13 protein-coding genes and 1 pseudogene are annotated in these 20,721 nt (G+C 64.2%); 9 read left to right on the top strand and 5 right to left on the bottom strand.

Features of this window, described 5'->3' with window-relative positions; all coding sequences use genetic code 11:
- Positions 1-121: 121 nt before the first annotated feature.
- From AS25_RS04145 to AS25_RS04105, 9 genes are all read left to right on the top strand, one after another.
- Positions 122-1,144: an LCP family protein gene (locus tag AS25_RS04145; protein ID WP_035962425.1), complete on the top strand. Its 1,023-nt coding sequence runs from the start codon at positions 122-124 to the stop codon at positions 1,142-1,144.
- 116 nt (positions 1,145-1,260) lie between these two features.
- A complete protein-coding gene (locus tag AS25_RS04140) occupies positions 1,261-2,676 on the top strand; it encodes a glycosyltransferase family 4 protein (protein ID WP_253270466.1) in 1,416 nt (471 codons plus the stop codon).
- Positions 2,673-4,628: a glycosyltransferase family 4 protein gene (locus AS25_RS04135; RefSeq protein ID WP_084117988.1), complete on the top strand. Its 1,956-nt coding sequence runs from the start codon at positions 2,673-2,675 to the stop codon at positions 4,626-4,628. Before AS25_RS04140 ends, AS25_RS04135 begins: the two co-directional genes overlap by 4 nt.
- Positions 4,621-5,523 (top strand): ABC transporter permease, encoded by a 903-nt coding sequence (locus AS25_RS04130; RefSeq protein WP_253270465.1) that lies wholly within the window; start codon positions 4,621-4,623, stop codon positions 5,521-5,523. Before AS25_RS04135 ends, AS25_RS04130 begins: the two co-directional genes overlap by 8 nt.
- The gene (locus AS25_RS04125; protein WP_253270464.1) at positions 5,513-6,475 is read left to right on the top strand and encodes an ABC transporter ATP-binding protein; all 963 of its coding nucleotides are present in this window, start codon (positions 5,513-5,515) and stop codon (positions 6,473-6,475) included. Before AS25_RS04130 ends, AS25_RS04125 begins: the two co-directional genes overlap by 11 nt.
- On the top strand, positions 6,472-8,397 hold the full coding sequence (locus tag AS25_RS04120; protein WP_035961999.1) for a glycosyltransferase family protein: 1,926 nt from the start codon (positions 6,472-6,474) through the stop codon (positions 8,395-8,397). Before AS25_RS04125 ends, AS25_RS04120 begins: the two co-directional genes overlap by 4 nt.
- Before the next feature lie 88 nt (positions 8,398-8,485).
- Positions 8,486-9,733 (top strand): UDP-N-acetyl-D-mannosamine dehydrogenase, encoded by a 1,248-nt coding sequence (gene wecC, locus AS25_RS04115; protein ID WP_035961997.1) that lies wholly within the window; start codon positions 8,486-8,488, stop codon positions 9,731-9,733.
- A gap of 80 nt (positions 9,734-9,813) precedes the next feature.
- Entirely contained in the window at positions 9,814-10,164 is a 351-nt protein-coding gene (locus AS25_RS04110; RefSeq protein WP_035961995.1) for a hypothetical protein, read from the top strand.
- Positions 10,128-12,851 carry a glycosyltransferase gene (locus AS25_RS04105; RefSeq protein ID WP_253270463.1) on the top strand — a complete coding sequence of 908 codons (2,724 nt, stop codon included), beginning with the start codon at positions 10,128-10,130 and terminating at the stop codon, positions 12,849-12,851. Before AS25_RS04110 ends, AS25_RS04105 begins: the two co-directional genes overlap by 37 nt.
- 317 nt (positions 12,852-13,168) lie before the next feature.
- Here AS25_RS04105 and AS25_RS15605 read toward each other — a convergent pair.
- From AS25_RS15605 to AS25_RS04080, 5 genes and pseudogenes are all read right to left on the bottom strand, one after another.
- Positions 13,169-14,258: pseudogene (locus AS25_RS15605) on the bottom strand (IS3 family transposase).
- 123 nt (positions 14,259-14,381) lie between these two features.
- On the bottom strand, positions 14,382-16,604 hold the full coding sequence (locus AS25_RS14550) for a hypothetical protein (protein WP_156960889.1): 2,223 nt from the start codon (positions 16,602-16,604) through the stop codon (positions 14,382-14,384).
- Positions 16,601-17,953 (bottom strand): ATP-grasp fold amidoligase family protein, encoded by a 1,353-nt coding sequence (locus AS25_RS04090; RefSeq protein ID WP_172644405.1) that lies wholly within the window; start codon positions 17,951-17,953, stop codon positions 16,601-16,603. The genes AS25_RS14550 and AS25_RS04090 overlap by 4 nt, the downstream gene beginning before the upstream one ends.
- A gap of 106 nt (positions 17,954-18,059) precedes the next feature.
- On the bottom strand, positions 18,060-19,043 hold the full coding sequence (locus AS25_RS04085; RefSeq protein ID WP_035961992.1) for a glycosyltransferase family 4 protein: 984 nt from the start codon (positions 19,041-19,043) through the stop codon (positions 18,060-18,062).
- Positions 19,043-20,467: a glycosyltransferase family protein gene (locus tag AS25_RS04080; protein ID WP_035961991.1), complete on the bottom strand. Its 1,425-nt coding sequence runs from the start codon at positions 20,465-20,467 to the stop codon at positions 19,043-19,045. The genes AS25_RS04085 and AS25_RS04080 overlap by 1 nt, the downstream gene beginning before the upstream one ends.
- Between the last annotated feature and the right edge of the window lie 254 nt (positions 20,468-20,721).

The following is a 20,721-nucleotide window of genomic DNA, read 5'->3' as shown; positions in this document are numbered from 1 at the left end:
TGGCCAATTGGCCATTGGTCCGCCCCGCCGGGACGTGATCCCCAGCGTCGCCGTGGCGGCAGCGCTGCCCGGTGAGTGTCGCTCGATTCCGATCCCCCCACCCACGGAGTGCCACGTGTCCATGAACCAGTTCGAGTTCGACGAAGAACAGTCCCGCCCGCGCGGAAAACACACCGGACGCAACATCCTGCTCACGGTGCTGGCCCTCCTGCTGGTGGTGGGCGTGGTCGCCGGTCTGTTCGTGTGGAACCTGGGCCGCAACTTCGACCGCGGGGCGTCCACCCTGGAATCGGCGTTCCCCGAGGAGTCGGCCCGCCCGGCCAAGGGCTCCGCCCAGGACGCCGGCACCACCGTGTTGCTCCTGGGTTCGGACAAGCGCCCCGACGGCGTGAACCCCAACGTCACCGGCTCCCGCGCGGACTCCATCATGCTGCTGCACGTCCCCGAGGACGGGGGGCAGATGTACGTCATGTCCATCATGCGCGACACGTGGGTGGACATCCCCGGGGTGGGGGAGTCCAAGATCAACGCCGCCCTGGACCACGGCGGGATGCCGTTGATGGTCGAGACCATCGAGCAGAACTTCGGGACCCGCGTGGACGAGGTCGCGCTCGTGGACTTCGCGGGCTTCGAGGGCCTCACCAACGCCCTGGGCGGTGTCACGGTCAACGTCCCCGAGGCCTTCACCTCCCAGGACGGACACCGCTTCGAGGCCGGACCCCAAAAGCTGAGCGGGGAACAGGCGCTCGCGTTCGTGCGGGAGCGCTACGCGTTCGCGGACGGTGACTACCAACGGGTGCGCAATCAGCGCGCGTACCTGCAGGCCATGATCAACAAGCTCGTCAGCGCCGGCACCCTGACCAATCCGCTGAAGCTCAACGAGGTGGTCAAGGAGATCTCCCCGTACCTGACCGTGAGTGACGGCCTCACCTCCGGGTGGATCGCCCAGCAGGCCCCCAAGCTCGTGGGCCTGAGCAGCAGTGACATCCACATGTTCACGGTGCCCAACAACGGCGTGGGCACCTCCGCGGACGGCCAGTCGATCATCGTCGCGGACACCGACGCCATGCAACGGATCGGCAAGGCCATCTCCGACGGCACCCTGGACCAGTACGCCACGTCCCTGGACCAGCAAGGCCAGTAACCGCTCGACCACCCCCATCCCGACTCGTGACCCCCCGCGAGAGGCCCATGAACCGCACACAACCCCCCGCAACCGGTACCTCACCGGGTGACCAGCCCCCGTTGAGGGTGCTGCTCATGGCCAGTTCCTACTGGCCCGAGCACTCGCCGCCCCAGCGGCGGTGGTACTCGCTCGTGAGCCACCTGCGGGAGCGGGGGTGGACCGTGTCCGTGGTGTGTCCCGTGGCGCACTACGGGGCGGGCCCGGACTACTCGACGCAGACGCGCGGTCGGGCGTGGCGGCGGCAGGCGGGGTTCCTGGGTGAACACATCTACCGGGTGCCCTACGTGTTCCTCGGGGACAATCGTGCCGGGAAGTTGCTGGACCAGCTCGTGAGCGCGGCCGCGTCCGTGGCGCGCGGGCTGTTCACGGGCCGCCAGAACGTCGTGGTGGTCACGGCGCCGTCGTTACCGTTGCTGGCGTCCGCGTTGCTCGTGGCGCGCGTCAAGGGGATCCCCCTGGTCGTGGAGATGCGGGACGCGTGGCCCAACCTGGCCGAGGACGCCTCCCTGGTGCGCGGCGGGTCCAAGTCCGTGGTCAACCGCGCCGTGGTGTACGTGCAGAACCGCGCGGACCTCGTGGTCACGGTGACCCAGGGTTTCGCGCGCACCCTGCGCGAACGAGGGGTGCACAACGTGGTCACGGTGCGCAACGGCATCCTCCTGGAGCGCACACCGCAGCTGCCCCCGCCCCCGGCACGACGGCGGGGGCTGCGGGTGCTGTACCTGGGCAACCACGGCGAGTCCCAGTCCCTGGACCGGCTCATCCGCGCCGCCCACCTGGCCGGGAACTCGGTCCGTCTCACACTCGTGGGTCACGGCAGCCGCAAGCCCGCGCTGCAGCAACTGGCACGCCGACTGGGCGCGAACGTGGAGTTCCTGCCCCCGGAATACCGCGAGCGCGTGTTCGAGCGCTACCGGGACGCGGATTCGGTGGTGATCTCCCTGCGCGACGACTGGAAGTCGTTCGAGGACACCATCCCCTCCAAGACCTACGAGGTGCTCGCCGTGGGCCGGCACATCACCGCGGTCGTTCGCGGCGAGGCCGCCCACGTGCTCACCGACGCGGGTGAGGGGGACATCGTCGCCTCGGACCCCGAGCAGATCGCGGCCCTGTGGCGCGCGCTCGAGGCCGACCGTTCGCGGCTCGTCCCCAGCGGTTCCGGCCGGGAGTGGGTGCGGCACAATGCGGACTACGCGGACCTGTCCGTGCAGTACGACCAGCACTTGCGCGCCACCGTCCGTGAGTACTCGCGCGTGTGCGGCCAGGGGGTGTTGCCCCGCCTGGGTAGGGTGCTGCGTGCCGTCACGCGCGGCGTCGCGGGGGCGGGTTCGCGCGAGTCGCCGTTCACCGCCCGCACGGCCGACGGCGGAGCGGCGCAGGGTCGTCCCGCCGTCGAGGCGGATTCCGGCACCCCTGATACCGACCACGCCTCTCGACGCCAGGGCGTCGCGGGCGGGAGCCTCGGTGGCGTCGAGCGGATGGCCTCATGAGTTCACGGCGCCGCGAACGGTCCCGTGAGCTCGCGGTCAACGCGTGGCTCACCGCGCGCACGGTCGGTCAGCACGTCACCGACGATCCCGTGGTCTTCTGGTTGCAGGTCTCCCGCCGGCTGCCGCGACGCTGGGTCACCCCCGCGACGCGCGTGCTGGCACGCCTTCCCGGCCTGCGGTGCCTGTCGGCCCGGGCCACCGCGTTCCACGTCCTGGGTGACGACGACGCCGCTCGCGCCGCCCTCTCCCGCGCCCTCGCCTCCGCGGGGGATCCGGGTCATGGGCACCGAGAACGCGCGCAACCGGATCGAGTACGCTCGGGCCACCACCGGCCGACAACGGCACCGAGCACCCGGGTGCGCCGAGGCAGGGGCGGGGGCACACCGGCGTCGTTACGCGGCGGCGCTGAAGTGGCCCTGAGCATGGGGGACACCGAGCTCACCGCACGGTTGCTCGCCGCGATCCCCGCCGACCACCCGGGGGCGGCCGCGACCTGCGCGCGCCTCGAGTGGTACCACGGCAACGTGGACCCCGCCGTGGAGGTGCTGCGCGACGCCGAGGCCCACGGCCGGGCCACCCGCGGTGAACGAGCCCTCGCGCGCCGCCTGGCTGCCGAACGGGACCTGCTGGGCGACTTCTTCCCGCGGCTGGAACCCGTGCGCGATTATCGGCCCAGGGACCGCACCGTGCTCTACGCCGTGACCAACTCCCTGCCGCACACCGCGAGCGGCTACGCGCAGCGCTCGCACTCGTACCTCACCGCACTGCGGGACGAGGGGTGGGATGTGCATGCCATGACCCGCCCGGGATACCCCGTGCAGGTGGGCAAGGTGCTCGCCCGCCACACGGACGTGGTGGACGGTATCCCGTACCACCGCGTGCTCCCGCGGCGGCTGTCCGCGACCGCCACGGGACGCGTGCAGCAACATGCGGAGGCGCTGCTGGAGCTCGCGCTGCGCACGCGGCCCGCTGTCCTGCACACCACGAGCCACTACGTCAACGCGTTGGCCGTGCATGCGGTGGCCGAGGCCTTGGGGATCCCGTGGGTCTACGAGGTCCGCGGGTTGCTCGCAGACACGTGGGCCGCGACCCGTCCGCCGGAGGCCCTCACGTCCGAGCGCTACGAGCGCTTCCAGGCTCGCGAGGCGTGGGCCGTGACCACCGCGGACCGCACCGTGACGCTGGGATCTGAAATGGCCCGGCGACTCGAGGAGCTGACCGCCTCGGCATCCGCCTTCGACATCCCCCTGCGCGTGGACCTGGCCCCCAATGCCGTGGGCGGGGCCCTCGTGGAGACTTCGCCCTCCCGGCACGACGCCCGCGCCGCCCTGGGCCTCGCCCAGGAGACATTCCTGATCGGCACCGTGACCTCCGTGGTGGACTACGAAGGCATCGATGACCTGTTGCGCGCCGCGGCCCGGCTGCGGCCGCATATCCCCTCCCTGGGGGTGCTCGTGGTGGGGGACGGCGTGGCCCGCCCCGCCTTGCAGCGACTGACCCGCGAGCTCGGTCTCGAGGACGTCGTGACCTTCACCGGCCGCGTGGACCGAGCCCTCGCACCGCAGTACACCGCGGCCCTGGACGTCTTCGTGATCCCGCGCAAGGACCGCTCCGTGACCCGGGCGGTGACCCCCCTGAAGCCGGTCGAGGCCATGGCCGCCCGCACCGCCGTGGTCGCGAGCGACCTTCCCGCCCTGCGCGAGACCGTGCGCCCGGGGGAGACCGGACTCCTCACACCCCCCGAGGACCCGGACACCCTTGCCGAGACCCTGCTCGGCCTGGCCCGGGACCCCGAGCACCGCGAACGCCTCACGAGCGCCGGGCGGGACTGGGTGCTCGCGCACAGGACGTGGCGGGTGATCGCCCAGCAAGCATCCACGCGGTATGGTGAATTGAATGAAGACGTCCCCCGGACGGCTACCCACCCCCCGAGGAGACCGACGCATGACTAGCAACACCGCCCAGGTCAGCGGGGGACACGGGCGACCGGAGGACCGCATCGTCGAGACCTTCGACCCCACCGCGATGCAGGCCGTGGGCGCCCGCCCACCGCTGCGCACGTACCTCAAGGACCTGTGGGGCTCCCGTCACTTCATCCTGTACGACGCCCGCGTCCGCCTGGCCGTGAGCCAGGACCACACCCTCCTGGGCAAGGCGTGGATCGTGCTCAACCCGCTGCTGCTGGGATTCACCTTTTACGTGATCTTCGGCCTGCTACTGCGCACGGGACGCGGCATCGACAACTTCGTGGCGTTCATCGTGCTCGGTCTCACGATGTTCATGTACAGCTCCCGTTCCGTCGTTTCGGTCTCCCGCTCCATGACCTCCGCCAAGGCGCTGGTGCGCGGGTTCATGTTCCCGCGCGCCGCGCTCACGCTGTCCATCGTGGTCCGGGACGCCATGACCCAGCTCTACGCGCTCGGGGTCATCCTGGTGTTCCTGTTGATCGTCCCGCCGCTGGAGCCGATCTCGTGGACGTGGCTGTTGCTCATCCCGGTGTTCGTGCTGCAGACGATCTTCAACTGGGGTCTGGGCATGCTCCTGGCCCCGGCGGTGCACCGGATCCCGGACGTCTCCAACATCCTGTCCTTCTTCATGCGGCTGTGGATGTACGCCTCCGGGATCTTCTACGACCCCTCACGCTTCGTGAGCGACGAGCGCGTCCTGGCCCTGTTCCACTTCAACCCCCTGTACCAGGTGCTCTACATCAGCCGCGACCTGGTGCTGCGCGCGCAGGTTCCCAGCTGGTCCTCGTGGGCCGTGTTGGTCACGGCTTCCCTCGGGATCCTGATCATCGGGTTCCTGGTGTTCTGGCGCAACGAGGAGAGCTATGCGGATGAACGCTAGGCACGACGACGTCGCGTCGCACGCCCCGGATGCGTCGGGCCTTTCCGCGGAGCGCGCCAACTGCGCACCCGCCCCCGGCGACGGCGCTCCCGCACCTGCGCGGGAACCCGGCGCCGGGCCCGCCGTGGTGATCGACCACGTGAGCATGATCTACAACGTCACCTCCACGGGCGGCGGGGACGAGGTCCCTGTCTCGGCGCCGGTGCGCTGGGCCCGACGCGCACTCGGGCGGCCCCCGATCGTGCAGAACCTGGCCGTCCACGACGTCACGCTCGCGGTGCACCAGGGTGAGTTCGTGGGCTTCATCGGGCGCAACGGTTCCGGGAAGTCCACGCTCATGAACATCGTGGCCGGGCAGATGAATCCCACGTCCGGGCGGGTCTACTCCGTGGACACCCCCGTGAAACTGGGGGTCAACGTTTCCCTGGTTCCAGCGTTGTCGGGGGAGAAGAACATCCGCCTGGGTTGCCTGGCGCAGGGCATGCACCCGCGCCGGGTGGACGAGATCCTGCCGGAGCTAGTGGAGGTCGCGGCGCTGGGCAAGGCCATCCACTGGCCCATGAAGGCGTACTCCTCCGGCATGGCCGCGCGCTTGCGCTTCGCCGTGGCCACCGCCACGGACCCGCACATCCTCATCCTGGACGAGGCCCTGTCCACCGGGGACGCCCAGTTCCGCGAACGCGGGCAGGCCCGCATGGCCCAGATCCGCGAACAGGCCGGGTGCGTCCTGTTCGTGTCCCATTCCATGGCCGAGGTGCGGGAGATGTGCACCCGGGTGGTGTGGCTGGACCAGGGGGACATGCTCATGGACGGGGACCCCGAGACCGTCACGGAGGAGTACGAGCGGTTCATGAAGCAGCTCGCCGCCGGCAACAACCTGGCCGCCCACAAACGCAAGTTCGAGCTGATGGATCGGCTCGTGCGCACTGAACTGCGGGAGATGCACGCATGAGCCCCCGCTCGCTGACCGGTGATCTGCGCACCCAGTTGTGGCACCTGCGCCACGGCGGGGTGTCCCAGTGGCGGACCTATCGGCGCAGGGCGGGGCTGCCCGCGGGGCCGTCCGCGAGCGCCGTCGTCACCGGAGCCGGCCGCGACGCCGCCTCCGCCGGGAACGACGGCGCGCAGCGCACGGTCTCGTTCGCGGCGCAGGAGTGGCCCGAGCGCGCACCGGTGCGCGGGGACCTCACCGCGGCGGTGATCCTGGACGACTTCTCTCTGCGTGCTTTCCACTACGAGTGGCATCAGGTGGTGCTAACGCAGCGTGACTGGCGCGCCGAAGTGGCCGCGCAGCCCGTGGACCTGTTATTCGTGGAGTCCGCGTGGCACGGCAACGCGGACGAGTGGCAGTACCAGCTCACCGGGACCTCGGGCGTGAAGGAGTCGGTGCGCGAGCTCGTGGCCCACTGTCGCGAGCAGGGGATCCCCACCGTGTTCTGGAACAAGGAGGACCCGCCGCACTACGACGACTTCCTGGAGTGCGCGCGACTGTTCGACGTCGTTCTCACCACGGACGTCAACAAGATCCCGGACTACCACCGGGACCTGGGCCACGACCGCGTGGGGGTACTGCCCTTCGCCGCGCAACCCGCCGTGCACAACCCCGCGCGGCCCCGGCACGGGTTCCACGAGCGGGACGTGGCCTTCGGGGGGATGTACTTCGCCCACAAGTTCCCCGAGCGGCGCGAGCAGATGGACGTGCTGCTCGGCGGCGCACATGATGCCTCGGCGAAACTTGACAGGGGGCTCGAGATCTTCTCCCGCTACCTGGGCCAGGACGAGCGCTACCAGTTCCCCGAGCCCCTGGACCAGCATGTGGTGGGCTCGCTGGGTTACGACCAGATGCTCACCGCCTACAAGGCGTACCGGGTCTTCCTCAACGTGAACTCGGTCGTGGATTCCCCGTCCATGTGCGCGCGGAGGATCTTCGAGATCACCGCGTGCGGCACCCCCGTGGTCTCCACACCGTCCGAGGCCGTGCGACGGTACTTCTCCCACGACCAACTGTCCGTTGTTGCGGACCGCGAGCACGCCGCGGACGTCATCCGTGCCCTCGTGCGCAGCCCGGAACTCGCCGACCGCATGGTCCACCGCGCGCAGCGCGAGATCTGGGCGCAGCACACCTACACGCACCGCGTGGAGACGATCGTGGAACGCGCCGTCCCGCAGCTCGCCGTCGCCCGCACCCGGCCCAGCGTCACCGTGTTGCTGTGCACCAACCGCCCGCATCGACTCTCGGACGCCCTGCGCGGGATCGCGGCCCAGGTGGACGTGGAGCTGGACGTGGTGCTCGTGGCCCACGGCTTCGACCCCCGCGCGCGGGACGTCCAGCGCGTCGTCGAGGACTGCGGGATCCAGCGCGTGACCACCGTGGCCGCGGACGCGTCCCTCACGCTGGGGGAGTGCCTCAACCTCGCGGTCGAGCACGCCACCGGGGACGTGCTGTCCAAGATGGACGACGACGACTACTACGCCCCGCGTTACCTCGCCGACCTCCTGGACGCCCTGCGTTACGCGAACGCGGACGTGGTGCGCAAGCAGGGGCACTACATGTACGTGGAGTCTCAGGACGCCACCCTGGTGCGCTTCCCACACCGAGAGCACCGATACACGGACTTCGTCATGGGGCCCACGATCACGGGCTACCGCGAGGTCTTCCGGCAGATCCCGTTCCAGCGGCGCAGCACGGGGGAGGACACCTCCTTCCTGGCCGCGGTGCGCGAAGCCGGCTACGTCATCTATTCGGCGGACCGCTTCAATTTCATCCAGTTCCGCGGCTCGGACAGCCACACGTGGCAGGTGTCCGACGCCGCTGCGCTGGCCTCGGGACGTGTCGTCATGTTCGGGGACAGCACCCGTCATGTGACGATATGATCCTAAGGATTCTGCATGTTTACGTTGAAAATGAATGGAAGTTCCGGTCAATCGGAACGAACCATCAACCGCGTGGTGAGGTGCGTCAATGAGTGAGCCGTTGGAAGTCGTGTTCGTGGGGCTGGGGTACATCGGGTTACCCACCGCCGTAGTCATGGCGAATCACGGGGTGCGGGTCCACGGCGTGGACGTGAACGCCTCCGCGGTGGAGCGGATCCAGCGCGGCGAGGTCACGATCGTGGAGCCGGGGCTCGAGGAGCAGCTCAAGAAGGCGATCGATAGCGGCCAGCTCACCGCGACGACCGAGATGCAGCACGGTGACGCGTTCGTGATCGCGGTGCCCACCCCGTTCAAGGAGAACTACGAGGGCGACCTGTCCTACATCCTCTCCGCCGCGGAATCCATCGCTCCGCAGCTGCGCGGGGACGAGACCGTGATCCTCGAATCCACCTCCCCGCCGCGCACCACCCAGACGCTCGCCCGTAAGATCATGGAGCTGCGGCCGGACCTGTCCCTGGACGGCGAGGACGGCAAGCCCGTGGTGTACTTCGCGTACTGCCCCGAGCGCATCCTGCCGGGCAAAGCACTCGAGGAACTGATCAGCAACGACCGCATCATCGGCGGCAGCACCCCCGAGGCCGCGCGCCGCGCCAAGGAGGTCTACGCGTCCTTCTGTCAGGGTGAACTGCTCGCCACGGACGACGTCACGGCGGAGATGTCCAAGCTCACGGAGAACTCGTTCCGTGACGTAAACATCGCGTTCGCCAACGAGCTGTCCCTGATCGCGGACAAGCTGGGCATCGACGTATGGGAGCTCATTGAGCTGGCCAACCACCACCCGCGGGTGAACATCCTGCAGCCGGGCCCCGGCGTGGGCGGGCACTGCATCGCGGTGGACCCCTGGTTCATCGTGGCGGCGGACCGGGAGAACTCCAACCTCATCCGCACCGCCCGCGAGGTCAACGACGGGAAGCCGAAGTGGGTCATCTCCAAGGTGGAGGAAGCCTGCTCCCACGTGGAGTCCCCGGTGATCGCAGCCCTGGGCCTCGCGTTCAAGGCCAACATCGACGACCTGCGTGAATCCCCGGCCATGAACATCACCAAGGACCTGGCCGAGCACGTGAGCCACGCGACCGTGCTGGCCGTGGAGCCCAACGTCAAGGAACTGCCCCAGGCCCTGCAGGGTCTGGGCAACGTGGAGTTCGCCGAGTACCAGGACGCGATCGAGCGCGCGGACGTGGTGTTGCTGCTCGTGGACCACGACGAGTTCAAGGCTCTGCCCGCGACCGCCCTAAAGGGCAAGGCCGTGGTGGACACCAAGGGTCTGTGGCGCTGAGGCGCTGAACCCGCGGCGACGCCCCCCGAACCACACGCCGCCACGGGAACGGGCCGCAGTCCACCCAGCAAGGAGAAGACGTGAGCATGGAGCGCGACGGGGACCAAAAGTCTCTGGGGAAAGAGGTCAGTGACCTGCTGTCGATTCAGACGCAGAAGGTCCAGCACCTGAGCCGAGATCTAGCGCGATCGTACGAGAAGGAGTTGAGGTTCTTCGAGAACCTCGAGCAGCGGGACCGTCAGCTAAGAAATCAGGAACGCCAGTATCTCAAGAAGATCTGGTGGCTGGAGTCGGAACGCCGCAGGTTACTGGAGGAGAACGAACAGTTGCGTAACCGGTCTTCACAAGGCGGGGCGAATGCACGGGTAGCAATCCACCGGGCTCGTAGGTGGGCGTGGCACGCGCGGAAGGCGGTTCGGGCATGGCGATGATCAGTCACGAGGTGGCCAAGCGCAAAGCCAAGGTAAAACGCCTGATCCAAGGCCTCGAGAAAACCCAAGACCGAGCAGCAGCCGACCACGCGTGGTTCACCTCCGCGAGCTTCCGCGCGGCCGTCGACCGCCGCGACGTAGCGCGGCTGGCGCCTGTCCGGTCCGCAGCGGATGTGCAGGCGATTCTTTCCAGCAACGGCCAAGCGGAGCGCATCGAGGAGATGGTCAGGGCCGCGCAGCAGCTGCCGGATTATGCAGGGAGCAGAACACTTTCACCTCATCCTGCTCGTGTCGCAATGATTGCCGACGCGTTCCTCTTCGAGACGTTCGAGCAAACTGCAAACATCACTTACCTCACGCCCGAGAACTTCCGGACTGTGGCGCAGAACAGTGACGTCTTGGTGATTGCGTCCACGTGGCGCGGGCGCTACGAAGACTGGCACGGGACGTCCACAGCCCCCGGTCTTGTCCGCACTGAGGTGATCCCCGCCTTCCGCGCCAACGGCGTACCGATCGTCTTCTACTCCAAGGAAGACCCGCCCAACTACGTGCGATTCCGGCCGCTGGCCGCTGAGGCCGATGTGGTCTTCACCTCCGCGCAGGACATGATCCCCGCTTACCGCAAAGATTGTCCCAATGTCTCTACCGTGCAATCTCTGACCTTCGGGGCGAACCCCTACCTGCATACGCCCATAGGATCTCGCCGTCTCCAACGTCAAGAAGTGCTCTTCGCCGGCTCATGGCTGAGCCACAAGTATCCGCAGCGACGGCGGGACGCAAAGGTTCTCTTTGACGGTGTGCTGGGCACTGATCGCGAGCTGCTGATCGTGGATCGTAACTCGCAGCTCGGTGATGAGCGTTACTACTTTCCTCAGTCGTACCTCGAATTCGTCGGACCAGGGGTCGAGCACAGAGCGCTGATGAAGTTGCAGCGCACCGTGGATGTGCATCTGAACCTGAACTCTGTGTACGCATCGCCCACGATGTACGCCAACCGGGTCGTTGAGCTGCAGGCCATGGGAAAGTTCGTACTGTCTAACTACTCGATGGCAGTCAATGACCTCTATCCAGAGGTGCAGCTAATCGACCGACCGGGGGAGGTGGGGCACGTACTGGATGCCATGTCCGGCCACGACCTGTACCGAGCACAGACCGATGGGCTTCGACGGGTGTGGACCCATGACACTGCCTGGCAGCGGATGGGAGACATTCTTGCGGCTGCGGGAGCCCCCGTGCGGTCCTTGAGTGAAAGCACAGCTTTAGTGGCCTCGGATCAGGATCTCCCTTGGGCTCGCGAGTTGGCGACCATGCAGAGTCACCCGGTGGACGTGGTCTCCGTGGCCGATGTCCCAAGGGCGGTCGAAGATTTCGACGCCCTAGTCCCTGTGGCATCCGACCTGCAGTACAGCGCGGACCACGTGCGCGACCTGCTCAACGTCTTCCGCTACGCCGACGTGGACTTCGCCACGAAGAATGGCTACGAAGAGGCCGACGCGGTGGTCTCGGAGGACGACCACGAGCTCGTGTCTCGAGCGGCCTCTGCCCAGCGCAGTGCAATTCGCACTGAGAACGCCGGTGTGCTCCAAATGTGGCTCCGAGATGGTGAGGTCGCGGGCGTGGGATACTCGACTGCCCCCTTCGGAGCGGGTCCTCGACGCACCTCGCCCATTGCTTTGGCTCAGCCAAATTCTTACGATCTCACCGTCGTTGTGCCCGTCTACAACAACGGTGCGCACCTGCTGTCGAAGTGCTTCCGATCATTGAAACGCTCAAGCGTCTTCCAACGCATGGAGATCCTCCTCATAGACGACGGATCCACCGACGGTTCCACCCGCACGACCGTCGCCGAACTGGCCGACCGGTACTCCAACGTCACGGCGCACTTCTACCCCGAGGGGGGATCCGGAAGCGCATCCCGGCCGCGCAACCGCGGGCTGGAACTGGCCAGTGCCGAGCACATAACGTACCTCGATCCGGACAACGAAGCCCTCAACGACGGCTTCGCCAGTCTTCTGGAACTTGCGCGGGAGACCGGGGTCGAATTCGCCATCGGAAATATGGTGAAACTGTCCACGTGGCGGCGCCTCGTGAACAATGTTTCCCTGCTCAACAAGAACCTCACACCGAACGACGACGGCACCCTGTCGGTACCCGAGGACGTGATGGCGCGGACACGGTTTCAGCCCATGAGCATTCAGGCGCTTATCGCGAGGACCAGCTGGTTGCGGGAAATCGGCCTGCATCAACCAGTGGGCGCACTTGGTCAGGACTCCCTGGCTTTCCAACAGATGCTTTCTCAGGCCACGCGCATCGCAACCGTCCCCGTACCCATTCACGTGTACTACGGGGCCGTCTCCAACTCGATGGTGAACACCGTGGGGCCAGGTTTTTTCCGGAAGTACCTCCCACTCGAAAGGTACAGGAAGCAGTGGCTCGAGTCCGAGGGACTGCTGGAGGACTACTGCCGGCTGCGAGTGGACCCGTTCTTCGACGGGTGGCTCGTGAAGAAGTTCAACACGAGTGTTCGTCCAGAGGACAAGGAAGTTTGCAGAGCTCTACTCGACGAACTGTGCGCCCTGTATGGCGTGGTCCTCGAACCAACCGATTCATCAGATCCCCTCTCCGCGCTTAGAGTGGCAGAAAGGGGTTCCACAGGCACGGAGCCGCCTCCCAACGCGGCATTCTGACCGAGTAACCGCTACGAGCTTATCCTCGCGGGGTAAACGTGCAGACCGCGTGTCGCATGGGAGACGACAACTCTGGGGCGCAGGGGGCCTGACCCGGTCGCCACCGTTGGCACAGGTGACCTGGCGCCGGTAATGGACAGCATAGGCCACTCATACTAAGTCGCTTCCCGGCAGACCCACTTACACAGCATGGCTTGTTTGGAGGAACCTCCTCGACCGGCAGTCGACCGTAGTTCCTCTTCCCGCCATTGTGACGGAGTGGATCGTCCTGGGTTTCATGCCGCTGCTGCTTGAGTCCGGACGGGACTGTGGCACGATCAGGTGGCAGTGGTTAGGCAGCCAAATCGGCTGCTGTGGTCATGATGGTTTTCGAACTCGATCGGCATCAATCGCCCGAGCTGGTCCTGACGTCGGCGGCGGTGGTACGTTCGTTCCAGGTGACGATCGCTATGCAGCGCCTCTCATGTCGTCCAGGTTCGGCGGTCGAGGACGTTCTTCTGCAGTAGCGCGAAGAAACTTTCCATGGCCACATCGACGCCGTCAGCACGCCTGCGGGCTACGGCCGAATCCCGCGCTGCCACAGCCACACTCGACGTCACCCGATCTCTGATCGAGTAGCCGACAATGCGCCCGGAACACACGTCCTTGACCGCGCACAGGTACAGCTTGCCTTTAGCCGTCCAGTGCTCCGTGATATCGCTCAACCACACCTCGTTCGCGTGATCGGCGACGAATTCGTGCCGCGTCACACCATGCTCATCAATGATCGCGAGCAGGTCGTCGTGAACGGGCGGGCCGGGCTTCTTTCCATTCTTGCCGCGCTTCTTGCCGGAGCTCGACCACCACGCGTTCGCTGAGCACAGCTTCCACGCCGTCCGGGCCGACATCGCGGCGCCCCGGGTGAGGGCTTCTTCGTGGAGGTAGCGGTAACCGAACTCCGGGTCCTCACGGTGAGCATCGGACAGCGCGTTCGCGCGATGCGCGTGGTCCCACTCGGCCTGGGTGACCGGTTCGGTGCATCATCGGTAGTACTGCTGGCGACACAGCTTCAGTACCGGCACGTGAGCGCCACCGAGATTCCCTCGGTAGCCAGCTGCGTCACGAGCGGGAAGATCCTTTTCCCGGCAGGTTGGCCTGACTCAGGTACGCGGCCGCGCAGCGCAGGACCTCGTTCTCTTGCTCGAGCAGGCCGATGCGCCGGCGTGCGTCGCGTAGCTCGTGGGACTCTGGGCGGCTGACGCCGGGTTTGTTGACGTCGTCGATGTCGGCTTGGCGCATCCACTTGTTCAGCATCATCGCGTGGACGCCGAAGTCCTTGGCGATCTGAGCGAGGGTGACGCCCGCTTCACGGGCGCGCGCGACACGCACGACGTCGTCACGGAACTCTTGAGGGTAGGGCTTGGGCACGGTGATCATCCTTCCAGGCCGACCCCCGTCGGCCAGCCAGGTTCGGTTCACCTATCCGTGCAGCAATCCCCTGGGATACCCCGGTCTGCACCCATGTAACCAACGCCAGAACACCCATCTAGCCTAAGAGACCCCTGGCAGCTTTACATTCGCGACGTCTCCATTGATGTATTTGATCGCGATATCTTTGAAAAGAGGGTTGTGACCCGAAGCCTGGTGCCGGTATTTGAAAACCCGGATATTTGAAGCGGACTGTGGGTTATCTTTAATAAATTGTTCCATCAGCGGCAATTCCACAGAGCTGTCATGCTTCGACGCCAAATTGACCAGGTAATCTATCTGAGGGGAAGTGTTGCCGGATTGAATCAATTTTAAGACGCTTGTGGTGGTTGGCCATTTCATACGAATATCTGCAGGCATCAGATTGTCGAATCGCGCTGACCGTAACGCATTGACTGCGCCGGTCATCCAGAGAGTCCAATCCAGTTGAGCGTTGTTAACAACTGCTCTCGACCCCGGGTCGTAATGGCATAGACCAATCGACATGAAGCCGCCTCCAGATGAGCCGAAGTAGATACGCTGGCTCGCCTGAGCTGTACCCAAAACCTCGGCAAGTTGATGGACCACCACGGATATGTCCGGTATGCACCAGCATGTCTGAGATAAATGTCCCCAGGACAAGCCCAGAGCCTCAGGCCCCACGGTCCCCGGATCACAGACAAAAATCTGATGACCGACCACCGACTCCCACCAAGTGCTCCGCTGAAACACAGGTGCCCTATTGGAGCGATTGAGATCCACGGCCCCGTTGGAAAATACTACGGTCCGATCCGCAAATTTACGCCTTACAACAAGCAGCGGTATCGTACAGCTACTAGTGACCACATTTAATCGCGTCGGGGTATCAACCGGAAATACCGTTGAAGATAAACTCGGAATATCTTTTATTTCAATCCTGGGGCTATCATCCGGAGAAGCAACCTCGGCGGGACCCTTCGGGTTCTTGGCGTCTGAACTATTGTTCCACAATATTTCGGGCCGCCACTGGTCGGCCTGGGGGACACGATTGTTGTTATAAGACGTCAACAAAACTCTCCGGAGCGCCACGTTTTCGCCAGGAGGAAATATAATTCGTATCCCTCGTACTACCAGATGGCTTGGTACATAGGTCCGCAGGACGGAGGCCCCGCCAGAGCGAAACACAAAGGTTGATTCGTAACCTGAACTGGTTGCCCGGAGACCATAAATATATTGGCCATTGGAATTAGAGTCCAGGATCAATTCAATCTTGCCTTTCCCTGGACTATGTCCCGTGAACTCTACGTCCGCATTCACTTCCAGAGTTTCAGTGACTCCCGCGTTGAGCGCGAACGCCGCTTGGTCCACCCCCTGAATTAGACCCGTAAATAATTCCTGTTGAGCGGGTGAAGATTGATACTTGGCGATTGCGTAAACGTCATTCTTGTTCTCGAGTAGCCGAGATTCCTTCACAGCGGGAAAAATGGATCCCTCTCGCAAGCGGGATACGAGCTCATCAAAGAACTCCAGAAGAAATTGAGGGGATGGCGCAGCATGCCCGGATCCCCAGTACCTGATGAGCGTTCGAACATTCAAGTGCCTACTTGCCGCCTCAATGAGCGGGATAAGATGCTGCTCTACATGGTGCTTGTCATTTATATTTACCAAGCAATATGCGAAATTATCAGTTCCGTCCGCATATCGTGCCGTCAAATCGAAGTTCTTGGGATTATCGCCCTCCGATGCCGGAGAATTCGACTCCACCCAGCACGTTTTGTAATAATTGTCCCTGAACGGACTTTCATACTTGTCGATATTAGTTTGGGGGTTTCCTGCCACCGCGACACTGCCAGGGAACTTGGTCGAATAATTGAGCGCAGCGTGCCCGCCCCCCGAGATCCCAAAAAATATCAAGTGGTCAGGGTCTGTTGCATTGACGAAATGCCGGATAATACCCTCGACAGTATTAGTATAGTCAAAATTTGCTTCACCTATATACCAAGCAAGCCGAAGGTTCTCATGCAGATACAAGGTGGCATCGTGAATGAATACGAAGTTCGCCTTGTTCACCAGTTTCCAGCTATTGAACATGGATGTGCCGTTGAACCCTGGGCGTTTTCCGCCCGCGGGTGCTCCGGCACCATTGAAACAGACGATGGTGACATCCGACTGCTGATTCCAGAAGAGGACGTCCGTGTACACGTCAGCCCGGTGGCGAATGCTGTACAAACCAGACGCGCTCTCGTCTGAACGCAGCAGGGAGTCCAACGAGTCAAATTCCTTGCGATCGGACTCGTACTTGGAGAGGTCACGTGTGATAGCTGTCAATGCGTCTCCTCGGAAACGGAAGCGGCGTGCACTTTGCGTGCGATGTCCAACGACGTGCTGAGTGCTAACTTGTCTCCGTTGCCGAAGAAGAAGTTACCCGGGCTGGGAGTGACTTCTCCAAAGACAGGACCGTCAGCCCCCAAATACATGTCGATTCTCGTGAAGTCGAACCCCGTGGCACGGTAGATGTCGGTTGCCATGTCCAGCAGGTCAGACCAGGCATCAGGTTTCGGCATCTCTGTCACGTGACGGTAGTGGGTGTTGGTCCACACTGGATTCGGGTGGGTGACGACACCGTGGGGATCCGTCCAGTGGCAGTAGATGCCGCCGTTGCGACGTTCCCCCATCATGGCGAGGACAGGGGCGTCTCCGCTGAAGAAGAACTTGTAGTCCACTCGGACGGGGTGGCCTTCGACGTCGAGGACGGGGTCCTCGATGAGCAGTCCCCGAGAGACTGCGTCGTCCGAAAGACGGCGAAGGGCATCAGCCTCCAGGTCTCGCAGGTCCTCGAGCTCCATGCCCTGTGGTGAGCCGGGGGACACCAGGGAGGCACCGTTCGTGTGCAGAATCTTGACGCCCATGGAGGAGCTACCCCTTACAGGCTTCAGGACTCCAGCGGTAGTGAAGTGTTCAAGGCGCAGTTCTCCCGGATCGTAGATCACGTCTCGAAGCCGGGCTACGGGAAATCCGTGGCTGACCGCCCACTCTTTTGATTCAAGTTTGTCCAGAATCCAGTCAGGAGATCCCCCCGCTCTGCGCAGACGATCCATGGCGAGAGCCACCAGGCCCTGGTATGTCGTCTGCGCGCGGTCGAGGGTCTCCTCCGGTACCTGGGCGCCAACGGCCTCCTTGATCTTTTTCAACGCGCCCAGGGACTGCCGCATGATCAGTGCCTTGGCGACCAGGTGCTCCACGACTCGGGGTGTGCTGAGGGGGGAGGCGCTCGGAGGGCCCGAGGGGAGATATTCGAAATGGGACTCCCGCGCAAGACGGCTACGGCCGAACAGCTTCAACCAGGAGTCGTTGCGCGGGCCGTTGGATCCGCTCTGGATGCGCGGGTAGCTCAGGAGTGTCAGCGGCGTACCGGAGCCCGAGTCCACGACGCCCAGAGCGTTCTCGGGGGGAATGTCTTCGCCCACGGAGCGCGGGAACAACAGCAAGACGTCCAGGCCCGCGCGGCTGGTGCTCCACGACACGGCGTAGGGGATCGCCCCGGCCTCCGCGATGACCACGGTGGCCGCCGAAGTGGTTGCTTCGGCGCGGCCGCAGAGGGCCACCAGCTGCCGGTCCGCCTCGTTGAGCCAGTCGTCGCCGTCCCAGGCCCAGCTGGGATCGGGGGTCAGTTCCAAGCAGCCCGGCCCCGACCGGCGGCTCACCGGCCCTCCGGGAGCTTTAGGATCGCGGATGCGGATGATAATTCCTGACGCAGTGTCGGGAGACATCTGTGGCAAGCGTTCAAGCGGTGTGGACGGGTGCACCGGACACCTCCAGAACAGCGCGTGACAGTGCGGGAACGTCTCCGACCGGGATGAGCCGATGCGCTGTGCCAGAGTCTGGGACCTCCGAGATGCCGCCCACACGGTAGGCGGCAGCAGGCAGTCCGCAGGCGAGTGCCTCCGCCACCGAATATCCGAAGGACTCGGCCAAGGACGTGCTCACCAAAACACCTCCGCGGTCCCGTGCCCAGGTGTACAGCGAAGCGAGGTGTCCCTGGCTGAGGTTGAGGAACGTTCGCAGCTTTTGGTCGACGCCGTAGGCCCGGGCTTCCAGGAGCGCACGAGCGAGCCGCTGCGGTTCGCTCTCCAAGGACACGATCGAGACAGGCACGAACTCCTCGGGAAGGGACGCAACAACACGGAGAAAGTCGTTGAAGTTCTTGCCCTTGTCGAAACGGCCAATCCACAGCAGGGGAACCGCGTGGTCACCAAGGTCCATGTCGGCAGCCGGCACCTCCTTGTGGAAGGTGAGGTGGTCCACAAGGTTGGGCACCGTCACGCATTTATCTGCCCACTGGGCGTCAACGCGTCGCACGACGGCCGCCGTCAGCCACCGGCTCGGTGTCTGAACTGCCACGATGGACTCGAGGTCGAGTCTTTTCAGCTCCTTGTCGATGATTGCCATGTTGGAGGAATGGAATTCGTAGGTCACTCTGCCCGGATGCTCTTGAGCCAGCGCAGATGCCAGTTCGGGCAACGAGGTCACACGTATCTCGTCGAAGTGAGAGTGCGAGGCCACGTACCTGACGGCCGCTTCGAACCGTGCTTCGGGGTAGATGCGAAACGACCCGTTGGGCAGGGTTGCGAAGGAATCCCGCCCGCCCGCGTCGTTCTTGAACAGGAAGTCGAACTGGGAATTCGGATCAGCAGCTGCTCGTGACCGGTAGACGGTGGTCATTCCGCCTTTGCTGCAGTTGGGGTAGATCGAGAGAATGCGTGCCATTAGAGGTCCATTCCTTCCAAGCCGGAAACGGTGACCATCGTGCGAGCTCGGTTCTCCCACCCGGCGCCTACGACGTACTCGTTGATGATCTGCAGCTCACCCTCGGAGAATTCCTCCTCCACGGCCCGCCGCAGCGTCGAAGGAAAGTCCTCAGGACGTTCGTAGACGTAGGTGGAGGGGCAGAGGGCGACCGACCCCATCGGGGCGGTGACCGTGCGCAGCCCGGCCGCAAGGTATTCGTAGATCTTGTTCGGGTCCACCGCGTAGGTCAGCGGCGTGGGCTGGAAGGGAATGATGCCCACGAGCCATCGACGGCAGATCTTAAGGAATTCTTCGTGTGTCCGAGGTCCGAGGTGGGTTACGTTCTCCGGCAGGTCCAGGTTCTTGGGCAGACCATGGCCGATGATCTCGAACTGGAGGTCAGGGTTCGTCACCGCGCAGGTGATGAGGAGGTCCCAGTCGAACCAGGAGTCCGTGAGGTGTCCCATGTAGCCGATGACCCGGTGGTCGAGGCGGGAGGCAAGGGCCTCCGGGGTCCGTAGGGTCGCGCCCTTGGCAATCAGGGCCGGCGGTGCGGCGTTCTGTATCACCACGGGACTGGCCGTGCCGCGAGAAATAATACTCATCTTCTCCGCCAAACGTGGGCTCACGGTCACGATGCTGTCCACCCGTTGCACCACCTGCCGCTCGAGTTCGGGCTCGAACCACTTCGAGTAGCCCACCCGGTTGAATTCCTCCATCTCATCCCGCACCTCGTACATCGTCAGCCATCCTGAGGCCTTCAGGAGATCGATCGTCGTGAGAGCTCCAATATCCGGGAACGAGCTGCAGATGAAAAGGTTGCCGGTGCCGTGCCGGGTGCGGAGCACCTCGTTCACCTGGTCGAGTTCCGTGCGGCTGAACTGGACGATCCCCGTGTCCGTCAGCCGCTGATCATTCTTGATGCTGCTGAACGGGAAGAAGATAACCTCGATCCCAAGTCTTCGATATTCTTCGGCAAGACGGTTGGGGCGCAGTGAAAGCGTGGGGTGTCCTACAGGCGGGGCAGTCGTGTAGAGCACGACGAGGGCCGACTGGGCGGGCAGGTTCCGCAACCACTCCATGTTCTTTACGAAGACGTCGTCATGCGTTTGCCCCTCGACCTCACTCACTCGGGGGGAGTCGAGCACCGTGGTGGCATTACGGGTCTTCCACTGCCGACCGGAGATTTTCAGGGCGGACGCGTCTGCGGGGACCTCAATCTCGATGTCAGTCTTCGATACGTCTGTGCTCGAGCCTGTGGTGAGATAGCAGTAATTTCCGAGTTTGACGTTGATGGCCAGGTCCGGAGATGGATCCAGTGGTTGCTCGTCAGCGTCCTGGAACTCGATCATCGCGAGCGCCGAATTTGCCAAGTCCTGTGTGGAGCTGGTCTCGATCTCCACCCGAAGACGCGTATTCGGAAGTACGGGGACGATCTCCCGCCATGAGTCCAGACTCACACCATAGTGCGTCACCGGGGTGCCCACAGTCAGTGTTCCCTCGCCCTGGACTCGTAGCAGGAGAGAAACTTCCCTGGTGTCGTAAGGTATCTCGAGTTGCGCGGCCGTGGTGCCGTTCCCCGACCAGAATTTTCTGACATCCCGAACGTCGCCTACATAGCAAATCACACACAGTCGTAGCCGCACGTTTCCTCGGT

The sequence above is a fragment of the Kocuria marina genome (assembly GCF_000786655.1).
Taxonomy (GTDB): domain Bacteria; phylum Actinomycetota; class Actinomycetes; order Actinomycetales; family Micrococcaceae; genus Kocuria; species Kocuria marina_A.
This window is presented reverse-complemented; position numbering and strand designations above follow the sequence as displayed.